Source organism: Desulfobulbaceae bacterium (genome assembly GCA_015231515.1).
GTDB lineage: Bacteria > Desulfobacterota > Desulfobulbia > Desulfobulbales > VMSU01 > JADGBM01.
Map to the genome: position 1 here is coordinate 23,260 of JADGBM010000019.1, position 14,622 is coordinate 37,881.

At 44.6% G+C, this 14,622-nt stretch carries 14 protein-coding genes; 6 read left to right on the forward strand and 8 right to left on the reverse strand.

Going from position 1 to position 14,622, the window contains the following annotated elements:
• The first annotated feature begins 84 nt into the window (after positions 1–84).
• Together HQK80_05145 and HQK80_05150 are read left to right on the forward strand one after the other, a co-directional pair.
• Entirely contained in the window at positions 85–981 is an 897-nt protein-coding gene (locus HQK80_05145; protein MBF0221603.1) for a hypothetical protein, read from the forward strand.
• Between the two features lie 57 nt (positions 982–1,038).
• The gene (locus HQK80_05150) at positions 1,039–2,118 is read left to right on the forward strand and encodes a response regulator transcription factor (protein ID MBF0221604.1); all 1,080 of its coding nucleotides are present in this window, start codon (positions 1,039–1,041) and stop codon (positions 2,116–2,118) included.
• 60 nt (positions 2,119–2,178) lie between these two features.
• Here the strand turns inward: HQK80_05150 and HQK80_05155 are convergent, their stop codons facing one another.
• From HQK80_05155 to HQK80_05185, 7 genes are all read right to left on the reverse strand, one after another.
• Positions 2,179–3,795, reverse strand: coding sequence for a HAMP domain-containing protein (locus HQK80_05155; GenBank protein ID MBF0221605.1), 1,617 nt, complete (start codon positions 3,793–3,795; stop codon positions 2,179–2,181).
• 110 nt (positions 3,796–3,905) lie between these two features.
• On the reverse strand, positions 3,906–4,622 hold the full coding sequence (locus tag HQK80_05160; GenBank protein ID MBF0221606.1) for a Bax inhibitor-1/YccA family protein: 717 nt from the start codon (positions 4,620–4,622) through the stop codon (positions 3,906–3,908).
• 170 nt (positions 4,623–4,792) lie between these two features.
• Positions 4,793–5,200 (reverse strand): hemerythrin family protein, encoded by a 408-nt coding sequence (locus tag HQK80_05165; protein ID MBF0221607.1) that lies wholly within the window; start codon positions 5,198–5,200, stop codon positions 4,793–4,795.
• A gap of 11 nt (positions 5,201–5,211) precedes the next feature.
• On the reverse strand, positions 5,212–5,742 hold the full coding sequence (locus tag HQK80_05170; GenBank protein ID MBF0221608.1) for a hypothetical protein: 531 nt from the start codon (positions 5,740–5,742) through the stop codon (positions 5,212–5,214).
• A 68-nt stretch (positions 5,743–5,810) separates the two neighbouring features.
• Positions 5,811–7,190, reverse strand: a complete 1,380-nt coding sequence (gene hslU, locus HQK80_05175) for an ATP-dependent protease ATPase subunit HslU (GenBank protein ID MBF0221609.1) — start codon at positions 7,188–7,190, stop codon at positions 5,811–5,813.
• Between the two features lie 31 nt (positions 7,191–7,221).
• Positions 7,222–7,752: an ATP-dependent protease subunit HslV gene (hslV, locus tag HQK80_05180; protein MBF0221610.1), complete on the reverse strand. Its 531-nt coding sequence runs from the start codon at positions 7,750–7,752 to the stop codon at positions 7,222–7,224.
• Between the two features lie 27 nt (positions 7,753–7,779).
• Entirely contained in the window at positions 7,780–8,700 is a 921-nt protein-coding gene (locus HQK80_05185; protein MBF0221611.1) for a tyrosine recombinase XerC, read from the reverse strand.
• A 193-nt stretch (positions 8,701–8,893) separates the two neighbouring features.
• Between HQK80_05185 and xseB the strand changes: the two genes are divergently transcribed.
• Genes xseB through HQK80_05200 form a run of 3 tightly spaced genes read left to right on the forward strand, consistent with a single transcriptional unit; the run spans position 8,894 to position 11,960 of the window.
• Positions 8,894–9,130: an exodeoxyribonuclease VII small subunit gene (xseB, locus tag HQK80_05190; protein MBF0221612.1), complete on the forward strand. Its 237-nt coding sequence runs from the start codon at positions 8,894–8,896 to the stop codon at positions 9,128–9,130.
• A 6-nt stretch (positions 9,131–9,136) separates the two neighbouring features.
• Positions 9,137–10,027 (forward strand): polyprenyl synthetase family protein, encoded by an 891-nt coding sequence (locus tag HQK80_05195; protein ID MBF0221613.1) that lies wholly within the window; start codon positions 9,137–9,139, stop codon positions 10,025–10,027.
• A 43-nt stretch (positions 10,028–10,070) separates the two neighbouring features.
• Entirely contained in the window at positions 10,071–11,960 is a 1,890-nt protein-coding gene (locus HQK80_05200; GenBank protein MBF0221614.1) for a 1-deoxy-D-xylulose-5-phosphate synthase, read from the forward strand.
• 30 nt (positions 11,961–11,990) lie between these two features.
• On the opposite strand, the gene HQK80_05205 is transcribed toward HQK80_05200, so the two are convergent.
• On the reverse strand, positions 11,991–12,731 hold the full coding sequence (locus HQK80_05205; protein MBF0221615.1) for a PilZ domain-containing protein: 741 nt from the start codon (positions 12,729–12,731) through the stop codon (positions 11,991–11,993).
• A 189-nt stretch (positions 12,732–12,920) separates the two neighbouring features.
• Between HQK80_05205 and HQK80_05210 the strand changes: the two genes are divergently transcribed.
• The gene (locus HQK80_05210) at positions 12,921–14,411 is read left to right on the forward strand and encodes an MFS transporter (GenBank protein ID MBF0221616.1); all 1,491 of its coding nucleotides are present in this window, start codon (positions 12,921–12,923) and stop codon (positions 14,409–14,411) included.
• The last annotated feature ends 211 nt before the right edge of the window (positions 14,412–14,622 follow it).

Consider the following 14,622-nt stretch of genomic DNA (forward strand, 5'->3'; position numbering starts at 1 on the left):
GACTAACACCGTGACCCTTCTTCTGGCTGGCCCTCCCCTGAACGGGCTACAAATCACCTATAATCTTTCAACAGACCTAAATCAATGTCAAAGACAAGTCGACAAATCAATAAGCAAAAATCATCTTTATTGATCATTATTCTCATCGTCATTGCAGCCGGAGCCGGCTTCATACTTTTCAAAACATTTTTCACCAGCAAAAATGTAATTGAACCAGATGATCAATTCACCTGGGAAAACCCCTTAAAGGAGATCGAGGAACTCAAAAACCAAACTACTGAAAATCCCGTTCAACCTGACAAGGAACCCTCTCCTCCAGAACCAGCGTCACCGGCAGTCACTCCCCCTTCACCGTGCGCCCGGGTTTCAGAAAATCTGACAGATTTTTTTTCGAACCTGCAGGAACAAGACTATATCAGGGCCTACGAAATCAAGGAACCCCTTCAAGAGTACAGCAATAAACTTATTATCAAACTGCTCAACAACCCACCCATAATAAATGAAGAGACCGACGATCTGTTTACGGTTCTCAAAAACACTGCCCATTTTTACCGGGTTCTGGGTCACAAGGACATGTCACTTATTAAAGATATGTTGGCCTACGAACATGCAAACATCGAACACCTCATGGGTATTTTCTGGGAGTGGTCCCAAATTGCCAACACCTGCAATGACACCAAAATTCAAATGAACTTCCCACTTCCGAAACTCTATGAATATGCCAGCTTTTTCCTCAACACACTTGGCGGTCAATCGTATCTCTTCAGGCGAAACTCAAACATGCGGGTTTTAATCAAATATTATTGCATGCTCATTCTGGATCAGGCGGTAACGAACTCACTCAATAAATACAACATTGATGAAATATACACTTTAGACTCAGTTATCGAAGATATCGAGAATACCGACACCATTGAAAATCAAAAGGACTACCTGGCCAATCTGATGCAAATCAAGGCGAGAGTATCAATGTCTCGATAAAGGGATATTTATGATATCGATCATTACGCCAATTCATAGCCCCTGCAACTGCCAGCCATGACACCACACCGCATTCTCATTGTCGATGATGAAGAGAGCATACTTGAGAGCTATCAACAGATTTTTGCTAAACCATTGAATCGTTCCCGCCTTGACGATCTGGAGATGAGCCTTTTCACAACAACATCCCTTGCAGTCGACAAACCTCAGTTTGATATTAAATGTTGTCGACAAGGTGACGAGGCTGTTAGCTCTGTTAGAAACGCCCTTGCCGACAACAAGCCCTTTTCAGTAGCTTTCATTGATGTGAGAATGCCTCCAGGCCCTGACGGAGTATCCACTGCTGAACAAATTCGCCAGCTAGACCCACACATCAACCTTGTTATCGTTACCGCCTACTCTGATATATCACCAATAGAAATTTCCCGGAGAGTGCAGCCCCCCGAAAAGTTGCTATACGTTCAAAAACCTTTCCACACCCATGAAATCCGTCAATTTTCAGCGGCGCTCAGCGCTAAATGGCAACTGGAAAAAGACCTTCTAGAATCAAATCTGAGCCTGGAAAAAACGGTCAGGGCCAGAACTTCAGAACTCACATTAACTATTGAAGCCCTCGAAACAACCAATCAGAAATACCGAAAGGCTTTAACTTCTTTGCAAAATGCAGAAATTGAGTTAGCCAGCCGAGCTGTCGATCTTGAGGGAGCAAATCAGGCCCTGCAACAAATGGCCAGAAAGGACAAGGAGGCGCAAAAAGAACTAGAGGAAAAAGTCCTTTTTGCTATCCATGAAATGGTGGAACCCTACCTCGACAAACTCGAACAATCACCTCTCGATGAGTACCAGAAATCATTTTTAAAAATCATCAAGACTAATTTGAGTGAAATTTCGGCCCCTTTCATGAGGGATCTTTCGCAGAAATATTTTCGTCTTTCGCCAACAGAACTTAATATTGCCAACATGATCAAAGAAGGCCTTTCTACTAAATCAATTGGCGCTCGACTCAAGATGACCAAACGCAATGTCGACTTTCACAGGGACAGAATTCGGGAAAAGATTGGCATAAAAAATACTAAGGCAAACCTTAAAGCCGTCCTCAAAGAGCTTGACCTTGGTTTTTCAAACCGTCAGGACTAAATTCTGAGCCAAAACTACACAACATATTCTGACACAACACAGTAGCTTAAAAAACTTCCCTCACAGAATCAAATGCAGGCTAGCACCGTGACCAATCCCATCGCTTTCGGCGTAGAGAGAACCATTAAGCGAAGCAATAGAGTTTGCACACCAGTGCAAGCCCAGGCCATAGCCCTTCTCTTTTCCCGTTACGCCTCTGACAAAAATCTTTGTGAGCATAGACTGATCGATTCCAACACCATTATCCTCAACCAGCAGGTGAATTCGGCCACAACCGTCTTCCGGCTGCGGTAGACATCGAATAACCACTCGTCCTTTTTCACGAGGCAAATTAGCACGAAGCACTGACTCACAGGCGTTATTTATAAGGTTGGCAAGCACCTGAACAAAAACAATACGCTGGGTCTTTATCGATCCAACAGTATGAAGATTCTCTTCATTATAAACAACCCTTTCAAAATACTCCGGCTTAACCAGCGCCCTGCTGTCTTTCACCAATTCAGAGAGCTCAAAAGTTTCCAGGGGCCGCTCAATATCAGAAAAATGGCTTTGCTCATTAAGTACTTTCTCAACCAGATCAATTTTTTCTCTGGCAGATGCCAGTGAACTGCACATCTGCGGCAATCTGTCAGTCATCTCAATAAGAGAAAGCTGTGCATATTCTATAAGCTTATCTAAACGCTCTGGTTCCGTGGCAGGATTGCCAATCTCATCGGCAACCTCCCTGAGCCGGTCAGTTCGGACACTGCTCATCTCTGTCTCGACGGCTTCAAGCTGAACGACTACAGGGGCCAGTGCATTCCGAAGATTATGCAGTGTACCGGAAACCATATCAGCCATCCCGGAATAATACGACTGTTCAAGCAACTTCTTTCGTGAAGCGGCTAACTCCCTCATCATGTGATTCATTGACTTGGCCAAAGCGGTAAATTCATCCTTGCCCTCTTCCTTAATCGGCCTACCAAAATCACCACTAGCTACTTGCCGGGTACCATTGAGTAAATTTTTCAACCGGGGCCCGAGAAGATAAATAAAAGTAAAACTATACAAGAGAACTATGACCAAAATGATGGAAAGACCAACAATAGACATGAGGTTATGCCGACCAGACAACTGCACGTACAAGTTCTCAATCTCCTGCTGTTGTTTTTGCTCCGAGGCAGTCCAGGCATCAATCTCGGCAAAAAAATCATTGAATCCGCCATGAACGACGCGCTTAAAGTGATCAACAGCCTTAGCGTTCCTTCCAACGCTGATCAACCTTCCCATTAGGACAATTTGGAGATTAATATCCTCATACATGTGCTGTAGCTTGACAAGCCGGGCTGCTGTTGCCTGTCGATTTATCAAATCAAGTTCAATCTCCTCAGCAACAGAAACCTCCTCCATATTTACAGCACTAATCAACGCCTCCATAGCCTTTCTAATTGAATCGGTACTGATTTCAAATCCATCCTCAACTTCTTTACCATAAATAAAAATGGCCTGGGCATCTGCCAGCTGCCTATCAACATGGATTTTCAAGTTAAGCAGGGCCGTGTATTTCTGGTGAACCCATATCAGGCGTTTCATCTGCAAACTTTCTCGTTTTGCCATGATGGTATTAAAGGACAATAATCCACCCACCATGGTTAACACGACTACCAGTGCAAGAAGTATTTTAAAACGAAGTGTCATAAAAGATAGTCAACCAAAGGTTACAAAAAGAGCTATCTTCATACAAAAACACCCCATCTACACTGTAAATGGGGTGTGTACGATATAATTAACGTCAGATTTCAAACAAATCAATCCCTCCTATTACCCAGGAAGTGGAGCAACATCAAAAACAGATTAATAAAATCAAGGTATAAGGTCAAAGCCCCCATGATAGCCATTTTCTGAATCGCAACATCACCCTGCTCCATGATTCCACTCGCACCAATCTGAGTGATTTTCTGCACATCATAAGCAGTTAAACCGGTAAAAATAATAACCCCGAGACCGGATATAACCCAGGCCATCATCGAACTGGCCATGAAAATATTAACCACAGAGGCGATAATGATTCCAAACAAGCCCATCATAAGAAACGATCCCATGCCGGTGAGATCTTTTTTAGTGACCATTCCATAAATTGCCATCGAACCAAACATTCCAGCAGTAACGATGAATGTTGAGGCAATCGAGGTCATGGTGTAAATGAGTAGAATTGCCGAAAGCGTCATACCGTTTAAAACAGAGAAAGCAACAAACAAGGCCGTGGCTGTCTGTGCCGATATCTTCTGAATTCGTGCTGACAAAAAGAACACCAAACCGAGCTCGGCAAGAGCAAGCACGATATGAATCGGATAAATAATCTGCTGTAAGGCCGGTGAAGACGCCACTACATAGGCAGAGACCGCCGTTAATAGCAGACCGACTGCCATCCAGTTAAACACCTTCGCCAAGAAAACCGTCGATGCCTGAGCTGTAGCTTGATTAATTGTTGTTACAGGGGGTGGTCCTGAATGCTGGTTGTACATAGTTTTTCTCCTTTTTTATTTTATATAATAGCAAATCTGTTTTTTTTTATGCCTAACTCTGTAAAGCGGTTCCTTTTAAACGGTAATCACACCATCAAAAATAACAAGCGGCAACAACAATATCTGACACTTACTCTATCATGGGTCAAAGAAAACTCGTATCAGTCACTTCAATAAACCCCCTCACTATTGAGAAAATCTTTATAGAGATGATCATCCCCTAAAATATGATCGGCAAGCCACTCTTTCAAGAAATCCATCACCGTCAAGGAAAAGATAACCTTTCCAGAACGATAGTCGCTTTGCAACTGGCACACTTTTTCTCGCATTTCCTCATGAACTCGTTTGTGATCAATGAGGCTCGGATAATCATGAGCCTCCAACAAGTTTTCCTCATACATAAAATGATCGTTTGAGTACTCAACAAGTTGCTGAAGAATATCACCCATTATCAGTTTCGATTTATTCTCAAGCATGGCCGCGTGAAGCCGATTAATTATATTGATCAACCCCATATGTTGATCATCAATAGCCTTCACATTAACACTATACGAATTTAACCAGACAAAGGGTATCACAAATTATCTCATTATGCGAAACACAAGCCACAGTCCGGGCAGGTAGCAGAACCTGAAAAGCTGGTGCCGCAGGCTGGGCAGATATTCGCGCTGCTCGATGAATCGAAGGCATAATCAGCATACGCTGTATTATGGCTATTGATAGCGGTAACTTTATCGAAATCTTGTTCGATGATCTGCATTGCGCTCTGAGCATCCTCGCGCCGTACGAGCAGCTCAACATCACCACCACCGCAACAGCCCTTCCCACATGCCGGACCATCGCCAATGACAGATGTTCCAATATTCTCATTTACCAACAGCTGTTCAATCCTTCTAACCTCAGAGATAGAGGCCTTAAGAATGGTAACAACATCATCTTTATCTGTTAAGGCGCCCTTCCGGGCATTCATTTGCTGCGCACGACTGTTTTGACTGGCGACAACCTCTTCCCCAGTCAACAGTTTAGCGCCGCAAACCCCACACTGCTCAATTTCAGGCATATACTCATCCTGGCAGGTAAGACAGTAACGCATTTTTTTTTCAAAAATCATTTTCTTCATGAGTCACTCCAAACGGACTATAAAATCAATTCTTGAAGCGTTGTTCAACAAAAAAACAACACCTACACCTACAAAATAAATCGACTCAAATCCTCGTCTTGTGAAATATCGGCAAGCTGTTCCTGCACATACTCAGCGGTCACATAAAAAGTTGAATCCTCTCTGTCAGGCGCATTAAAGGACAAATCCTCTAAAAGCCGCTCCATAATCGTGTGCAGCCTTCTTGCCCCGATATTATCGGTTTTATCATTGACAAAGGCAGCGATACGAGCCATCTCTCGGATTGAACCATCGTCAAAATGCAAATCAATTCCTTCAGTTGCCATCAAAGCGATATATTGCTTAACCAGTGCATTTTCAGGCTCAGTCAAGATACGATAAAAATCCTCTTCACCTAAGGAGTCAAGCTCGACTCGAATTGGGAACCGGCCTTGCAGCTCCGGTATCAGGTCTGAGGGTTTGCAGAGATGAAACGCCCCACTGGCAATAAAAAGGATATGGTCAGTTTTAACCATCCCGTATTTTGTCGAGACGATAGAGCCTTCAACAATGGGGAGTAGATCTCGCTGCACCCCCTGCCGAGAAACCTCTCCTCCCTGGTGCCCATCGCCCTGCCGTGAGGCGATTTTATCAATCTCATCAAGAAAGATAATCCCGGACTGTTCAGCTTGCTTTATGGCGAGCTGTGTCACTTTTTCCTCATCTATGAGCTTTTCAGACTCCTCATTTTTCAGAATCTTTAAGGCCTCATCAATCTTCAGCTTACGATTTTTCTTCTTTTTGGGAAACATTTTACCAAAAACATCTTTCAAGCCACCACCCACGTCATCAATACCAGCATTTGAAAAAACCTCAACCATCGGCATCTGCTGCTGTTGCACAACATCCATTTCAACCTCTTTATCGTCAAGCTTACCTTCCCGCAGCATTTGACGAAACTTTTCCCGGGTTGTATTTGGGGCAGGAAGCTCTTCTGGAATCCCACCCTCTGCGGGAGGGGCAGAATTACTAAAAGCTTTTGGCACAGAAGGTGGCGGTGGGACCAAAAGATCTAAAAGACGCTCCTCGGCGAGCACATCAGCCTTTTCGCCAACCTTTTCCTGCTCTTGACGACGGACTATATTGACTGATATCTCCAATAAATCTCGAATCATGGACTCAACATCTCGACCGACATATCCAACTTCTGTGAACTTTGAAGCCTCGACCTTAAGAAAAGGAGATTGAGCCAGGTTAGCAAGCCGTCGAGCTATTTCGGTTTTCCCCACACCGGTAGGACCGATCATAATGATATTTTTAGGAGAAATTTCATCCTGTAGCGGCTGTTGAACCTGCTGGCGCCGCCAACGGTTTCGTAAGGCTACGGCAACGTAACGCTTGGCATCTGCCTGACCAATGATATATTTATCAAGCTCCGAGACGATCTCTCTTGGCGTCAAGGCATTCATATTTTCTCTCTCACAACTGGCTTTAAGCATATTAAATTTTCTCCAGTGTAACCTGTGAATTGGTGAAGACACAAATTGAAGCTGCTATTTTCATTGCAGCCCTGCATATTTCTTCAGCTGACATATCGGTGTTCTCCAGCAAGGCCTTTGCCGCCGCTTGCGCATAAGGACCACCAGAACCGATGGCCAACACACCATCATCAGATTCGATTACATCGCCAGTACCAGTAAGCAGAAGAGAGTGGTCCTTGTTTGCTGTCACCAAAAAGGCCTCTAGTTTGCGCAGGAGTTTATCTGTCCGCCAGTCTTTTGCCAACTCGACACAGGCACGCAGCAGATTGCCATTGTACTGTTCAAGCTTGGCCTCAAGCCTTTCAAATAAAGTGAAAGCATCTGCTGTAGCACCAGCAAAACCGCAGATCACCTCCCCATTATAGAGTCTCCGTACCTTCTGAGCATTATGCTTCATAACTGTATTTCCCAATGATACCTGCCCATCACCAGCAACAACTATATCATCGCCTTTACGTACAGAAATTATGGTTGTTGATCGAATTTTCACTTTAATTAATTTCCTCCTTCCTCTTTTCTATGACAGAGGTTTTCTGGCCTTCGGATGGGCCTTATCATAAACTTCCATCAGACGATCAATAGTCAAATGAGTATATTTCTGGGTGGTAGACAAACTGGCATGCCCCAACAACTCCTGAACGATTCGTAAATCCGCCCCCATTTCCAGTAAATGTGTAGCAAAGGAATGACGAATCGAATGCGGGGTAACAGGTATCAAAATTCCGGCCCGCTCTGCGTAAAGCCGCACTGATCGTTCAACACTCCGGGTGGTAATCCGGCTTCCTCGACTATTGACAAACAAAACCTCCTGATCAATAGCATTACCCCGCTTAAGTCGATCACAAATAAGCCGATCACGTTGGACAAAATAACTCTTCAAGGCCTCTAAAGCAGGTGGCCCCATAGGGACCAACCGCTCCTTATTTCCTTTCCCGGTTACCGTAACCATTCCTGTACCGAAATCAAGAGAGCTTTTATTTAAATTAACAAGTTCAGCCACACGCATTCCGGTGGAATAGAGCAACTCCAAAATTGCCCTATCACGAGCGGCAAAACTGTCTCGTTCATCGGGTTCTTCGACAAGCCGAAAAACCTCATCCACACTGAGAAAAACAGGAATATACTTCTCCTGTTTTGGACGTGAAATGCCCAAAAGGGGGTTACGAGCTATTTTTTCCTCTCTAACTGAATAGGAAAAAAATGTCTGTAATGCAGAAAGTTTTCTGGCAACGGAAGAACTCTTGTTTTTGCCCAGCAAGGAATAGATAAATGCCCGGACATCTTTTGCTGTCACAACCTCAAGCCGTTCATGACCGACAAAGGCCAGAAATGCATTAATATCACGCAGGTAGTTGTCGACCGTATGATCGGAGTACCCTTTTTCCACTGTAAGCCAGCGGGTAAAGGCCTCAACCAAGACGCCAGCTTCATTCGACATTGATCCGTCCCAGTTTGTCCGACAACATGTAATCGGTTAGAAATTTGGCAGGCAGCTTTGGCTCAATGGTAAGCCATTTTTTTTTAATTTGCCTATTGCAGCAGATTCTTTTATTATTCCTGATTCACACATACCGTCCGCTACTCCAACTAGTTGGTTAATACTACCGGAAAAAGTCGAAAATATACAGACAATGGCAAAAAAATCTTTTGAAGAGAGTTTAGATACACTTGAACAAATTACCCGAGAGCTTGAAAGCGGTGATTTGAGCCTTGAGGTGTCTATAAAAAAATTTGATGAAGGCATGAAAATGGCCGAATTTTGCAGCCAGAAACTTGATGAGGCTCAAAAGAAAATCGACATTCTACTCAACAAGAATGGCTTAGTTACTGCGCAGCCATTCGACGAATTTTCTCAGGACAACTCATAGCCCTTTATGGACATTAAATCATATCTATCAGAGAAACGTCGTATCATTGAGGGGGCATTGCAAACGTGCATACTTACGCCTACCACTGAGCTGACCACGCACATCGAGTCCTTGAATTACAGTCTCAAGGCGGGCGGCAAACGGGTGCGCCCCATCTTATGCCTTGCCGCCGTTGAAGCCCTGGGTAAAGATATTATGCCATTTTTGCCAGTCTGTTGCGCCCTTGAGTGTATCCACACCTACTCACTCATCCATGACGACCTGCCAGCCATGGATAACGATGAACTACGACGTGGAAAACCAACCAATCACATGATTTATGGAGAAGCAGGTGCCATACTTGCCGGCGACGGTTTACTTTCCTTTGCCTTTGAACTGCTATCCAAACCAGAATTATCCGAAGTAGTTTCAGATAACGCCAGACTACGCATAATTCATACCATTTCACAGGCGGTCGGATCGCTGGGCATGGTTGGCGGCCAGGCGCTGGATATTGACTCTGAGGAGAAAGTGGTATCTTTCAGCACTTTGCAAATGATTCACCGCTGTAAAACCGGCGCCTTAATCACTGCTTCTGTGCAAACTGGTGCTGTTTTAGCGGGAGCAAACAGTGACGAGTACAAATCGCTCACTGAGTATGGAGATAAAGTAGGACTAGCATTTCAGATCGTTGACGATCTATTAAATGTGGTGGGAACAACTGAGTTACTCGGAAAAACAGCAGGCTCTGACGCAGCCAGAAATAAAGCGACCTATCCGGCCTTTTTTGGTGTCGAAAAAACTCGACTCATGGCGCAAGAAACGGTGGAGGCAGCCAAAAACGCCTTAAGAGAGTTTGACCAAAAGGCTGATCCACTGAGAAGCCTTGCTGACTACATCTATAGCCGCACACATTGATAGCCTTTAAATTTACTAATATCGCTGAGATTAAGAGACAACCATGACCTACCCCTCTACTTTTTTGGACACCATCAACTCTCCTATCGATTTACGAAAACTCGAATTAGACGAACTCAATATTCTGGCCGGTGAACTTCGCAGTGAAATTATTAAAACTGTGTCTTCTGTGGGTGGGCACTTAGCGCCTTGTCTCGGTGTTGTTGAGCTCACCCTGGCAATTCACTATGTCTTTAATACTCCAACCGATAAACTGATCTGGGATGTCGGCCACCAGTGCTATGCCCACAAACTCATCACAGGCCGCCGTGATCGATTCAGCACAATACGGCAGCATAACGGTCTCAGTGGTTTCCCAAAAAGAGATGAAAGCCCTTACGATGCCTTTGACACAGGCCACAGCAGCACCTCAATCTCAGCTGGTCTGGGCATGGCATGTGGACGTGATATCAATGGCGGTGATCAAAAAGTTATTTCTGTTATCGGCGATGGCTCGATGACTGGTGGAATGGCCTTTGAAGCACTTAACCAAGCAGGCCACCTTGGCAAGGATCTCATTGTTATCTTAAATGATAACGAGATGTCAATCTCTCCAAATGTTGGCGCCTTATCGAGCTTTCTAAGCAGAAAAATGACAGGCCGCACCATTACTAAAGTAAGGCGCGAAACCGAACATTTTTTAAAATCACTGTCAAATGTTGGTGAAAACATCCTACAGGTTCTCAAGAAGAGTGAGGGCAGTTTTAAGGCTTTTTTCACTCCAGGCATGCTTTTTGAGGCCTTACGGTTTGACTACATCGGCCCCATTCCCGGTCATGACCTCGATTCCCTCATTGAAACGTTTGAAAATGTTAGCAAATTCAGCAATGGCCCAACCCTTATCCATGTTCTGACCACTAAAGGAAAGGGCTATAAACCGGCAGAGGAAAATCCTGGTGATTACCATGGGGTTGGCCCATTTGATCTCTCAAATGGGCGGCCTCTATCAAATGGTGATTCGCCCCCCTCCTATACAAAAATTTTTGGCAAGACAATTTGCGAACTTGCTGAAAAAAACGAGAGGATTGTGGCTATTTCCGCTGCAATGCCCGCCGGAACCGGGCTCACCGAATTTGCAGAACGCTTCCCTGACCGTTTTTTTGATGTAGGCATCGCCGAGCAGCATGCTGTTACCTTTGCGGCAGGCCTGGCCTCTGAAAACGTTCATCCGGTTGTTGCAATATATTCCACCTTCCTACAGCGTTCTTTAGACCAAATTATTCACGATGTCTGCCTGCAAAACCTGCCGGTCACCTTCATACTTGATAGAGGTGGACTTGTCGGTGATGACGGCCCCACACATCATGGTGTTTTTGATTTAACGTTTCTACGCATGATTCCAAACATGGTCTTGATGGCACCAAAAGACGAGAATGAGCTCCGCCACATGATTCATACAGCAATTTCACACCCCGGCCCTGCCGCTGTCCGCTATCCGCGTGGGTCCGGAATCGGATGTAAACTTGACAATCGCTTTGAATCTTTAGAGATTGGCAAAGGAGAGGTTCTGCGGGAAGGCACAGATATTCTACTAATTCCTGTTGGTGGTTGCGTCAATCCTGCAATTGAAGCAGCAGAAGGCCTTAAAAAGGTTGGCGTTGATGCAGCAGTTATCAATCCACGCTTTATCTCACCATTAGACGAAGAACTTATCGTACACTGGTCAAAAAAAATAGGGCGAGTTATTACAATTGAAGAAAATGTCAAAAAGGGTGGTTTCGGCAGCGCGGTGCTTGAAACTCTCGCTTCTCATTCTATCACAAGTATTCAGATCAAGGTTTTGGGCCTGCCTGACGCCTTCATGGAACATGCAACCCAGAGTACTTTAAGAAGACAAGCTAAGATTGATTCACCATCAATTATTCAGGCTGCCCTGGAGATGGTCAAAAAATAACTTTTATAACTGTTGTCGCTATCGGTGCAGTTATTCCTGGCTGCACTCTTCTTCCTCTTCTGCACGATGCAGAATGGCTTGAAGGGCCTCAAGGGCCTGCTCTGGAACATTAAGAAATTTAACCCCCATCCTGACCAGTCGAGGGGTATGATCACTATTTCGGTCAATTACTGTAATATTCGATAGAATAGCGTACACACTTTTAACTCGACTGTCCTGGCTGCCAAACAGTACCGATATCATGACGGGGTCGATACAGTTAAACTGTGCGTTCATTTCAAACTCAGCCAGCATCCCCCCGAAACTTATATTCAGAACCTTACATGCCAGAGATAAACCCCTCTGCTCAATAAAACCGGTCATACCAGAGATACAGTATCGTTTGCTTTCTCTGAGGCTCGAAGGTCGACAGGTTTGATCCATCCCCGCCGCTAATTCTTCCGCAGAACAAGGCAAACGGACTATATTATACTCACCGTACTCTTCAAGTGCCTCCACTGCTATTTCCTTACCACTTACTAAAAAAACAAAAGGGATTTCATCCCCAGTGGCAGTCCTCAGTTGCTCTCGGCAAAAGGTAATCCCCAACTCGTCATCAGGCTCCCAGCCATACAGAACCAGGTGGATTATGCTGTTATCAAGTATTATTTCGGCCTGGGCTATATCAGCCGCCTCAGAAAGAATGACATCGTCGAATATGGCCAGAATACGAGACTGCAACATACGCCTGTTTGCCTGCGACTTTTCAACTATGAGAACATGCCTGGCCATTAATCATCCTGGGTAAATGGTTATCTTTTGTTTTCTATTGTCGCAATTTTATTTTTATTTTACCAGCTTTTTCATGTATGTATGAAGCTATACAAAAATATGCGGGTATAAAAACCTGTGTTACCTGTCGACTCCACTCTTTTCTTTAAAAACAACGAATTACATTTCACCAGCGGTGCTGACTAAAAAATGTCTTCTAAGGATGTAAAAACTTCCGTCTGGGCCTTCAGCACATATTTTGCGGAAGGCTTTCCATATACAATAATCAGGACGATTTCATCGTTTTACTTTCGGGCTCAGGGCATGAGCCTCGAAGGACTGGGGGTGACCTCGGTTTTCGGTCTACCCTGGGTCTTAAAATTTCTCTGGGGCCCCCTTGTTGACACCTTTGGCACTAAGCGAAAATGGCTGCTTTTAACAGAATCCTTACTTTGCTGCCTCTTTGTTCTGACTGCCTTTTTAACCCCGTTAAACCAGGCCGTACCCTTCATCGCAGTGCTGTTCTTTGCCGGCAGTTTTCTGGCCGCAACCCACGACATTGCCATTGATGGCTTTTATATGGAGGCCTTAAACCTTGAGGAGCAGGCAAAATTTCTCGGTTATCGGGTCATGGCCTACAGAATTGCCATGATGACTGGTACAGGTGTCGTCTCAACGGTGGGCGCTGTATATAACTGGACACTTGCCTTCTGTCTGGCAGCAACTATCATGATCGCCCTTTTAATACTCAACAATTTCTTACTACCAAAAACAGAGATAGAATCTAAAGCACTCAAAATTCCCTCGGCTCAATTTATTAAAACTCACTCCTTTAAGATTATCGTAATAGCCTTACTGATCATAAGTCTACGTGCCTTCTCTAACTCAGCATTTTACACTGATCTGCAACAAGACCATTTATTCCTAAAAAAGCTTAGCTTTCCAGTTCTCATCAGCCTCACTCTTTTTCTTGGCCTGTTTATCGTCTGGCTTTTAAGGAGGCGGTTGCATAAGTTTATCACAGACAATCCGGAAAGCTTCTATGCCAGGAGTTTTCACTCATTCATCGATCGAGATAAAATAGGCACTATCCTTGGTTTTATAATCTGCATTCGCTCAGGTGAGTATATGCTATCAACCATGTATTCACCCTTCATTGTTGATTTGGGTCTAAAGACGCATTACGGCTGGATTTCTGCCGGAATTGGACTGCCCTGCTCTATTGTCGGGGCGATTATCGGTGGCTGGTGTATTGCAAAATATTCACTGAAAAAGATGATCTGGCCTTTTTTGTTTCTACAAAACGTCACTAATTTAATCTATATGTTGCTGGCCTTAAAACTTTCAGCCCTTGTTACAGCTAATACCGGGGGTGAGATCACGCAGATTGTCACCTCTGAGCAGATTGCCGCGGTTGCAACAGTACATGCCTTCGATCAGTTCTCAGGGGGGCTCGGCACAGCCGTGCTCATGACGTTCTTAATGCGAATCTGCCTACCTGAGTTTAAGGCCTCGCATTATGCCATTGGCACTGGTCTTATGAGTATAAGCGGCTTGTATGCAGGAGTGGTCAGTGGTTTTCTCACCTCCTGGGTAGGATATGGTTACTTCTTTGGGATTAGCTTTCTGATCTCCGTTCCAGGCATGTTCCTGGCGGCCTTAATCCCGCATCATTCGTTGGGGGTAAGGGGTAAGGGGTGAAGGGTTAAGGGTTAAGGGTTAAGGGTTAAGGGTTAAGGGTTAAGGGTTAAGGGTTAATCCAGATGGTCGAGCCCTTGCTTCCCCTTCCGGCGGTGACGGAGAGAATGCCGTACAAAGAGCTTTACATTAGCAACAACACTATCTATAGTGCTATTGACAGAGTGATTATGCATACTATGAAGAATGCCAAGGAGGTGTTGCCATGCCGAAC

What these genes read in the sequence shown, in the direction of transcription:
- HQK80_05185 (MBF0221611.1), bottom strand. Translation starts at nt 8,700, where the DNA reads ATGTCGAATGAAGCTGGCGTCTTGGTTGAGGCCTTTACCCGCTGGCTT.
- HQK80_05145 (MBF0221603.1), top strand. Translation starts at nt 85, where the DNA reads ATGTCAAAGACAAGTCGACAAATCAATAAGCAAAAATCATCTTTATTG.
- HQK80_05205 (MBF0221615.1), bottom strand. Translation starts at nt 12,731, where the DNA reads ATGGCCAGGCATGTTCTCATAGTTGAAAAGTCGCAGGCAAACAGGCGT.
- HQK80_05195 (MBF0221613.1), top strand. Translation starts at nt 9,137, where the DNA reads ATGGACATTAAATCATATCTATCAGAGAAACGTCGTATCATTGAGGGG.
- HQK80_05200 (MBF0221614.1), top strand. Translation starts at nt 10,071, where the DNA reads ATGACCTACCCCTCTACTTTTTTGGACACCATCAACTCTCCTATCGAT.
- HQK80_05150 (MBF0221604.1), top strand. Translation starts at nt 1,039, where the DNA reads ATGACACCACACCGCATTCTCATTGTCGATGATGAAGAGAGCATACTT.
- xseB (MBF0221612.1), top strand. Translation starts at nt 8,894, where the DNA reads ATGGCAAAAAAATCTTTTGAAGAGAGTTTAGATACACTTGAACAAATT.
- hslU (MBF0221609.1), bottom strand. Translation starts at nt 7,190, where the DNA reads ATGAATGCCTTGACGCCAAGAGAGATCGTCTCGGAGCTTGATAAATAT.
- HQK80_05170 (MBF0221608.1), bottom strand. Translation starts at nt 5,742, where the DNA reads ATGAAGAAAATGATTTTTGAAAAAAAAATGCGTTACTGTCTTACCTGC.
- HQK80_05155 (MBF0221605.1), bottom strand. Translation starts at nt 3,795, where the DNA reads ATGACACTTCGTTTTAAAATACTTCTTGCACTGGTAGTCGTGTTAACC.
- HQK80_05160 (MBF0221606.1), bottom strand. Translation starts at nt 4,622, where the DNA reads ATGTACAACCAGCATTCAGGACCACCCCCTGTAACAACAATTAATCAA.
- HQK80_05210 (MBF0221616.1), top strand. Translation starts at nt 12,921, where the DNA reads ATGTCTTCTAAGGATGTAAAAACTTCCGTCTGGGCCTTCAGCACATAT.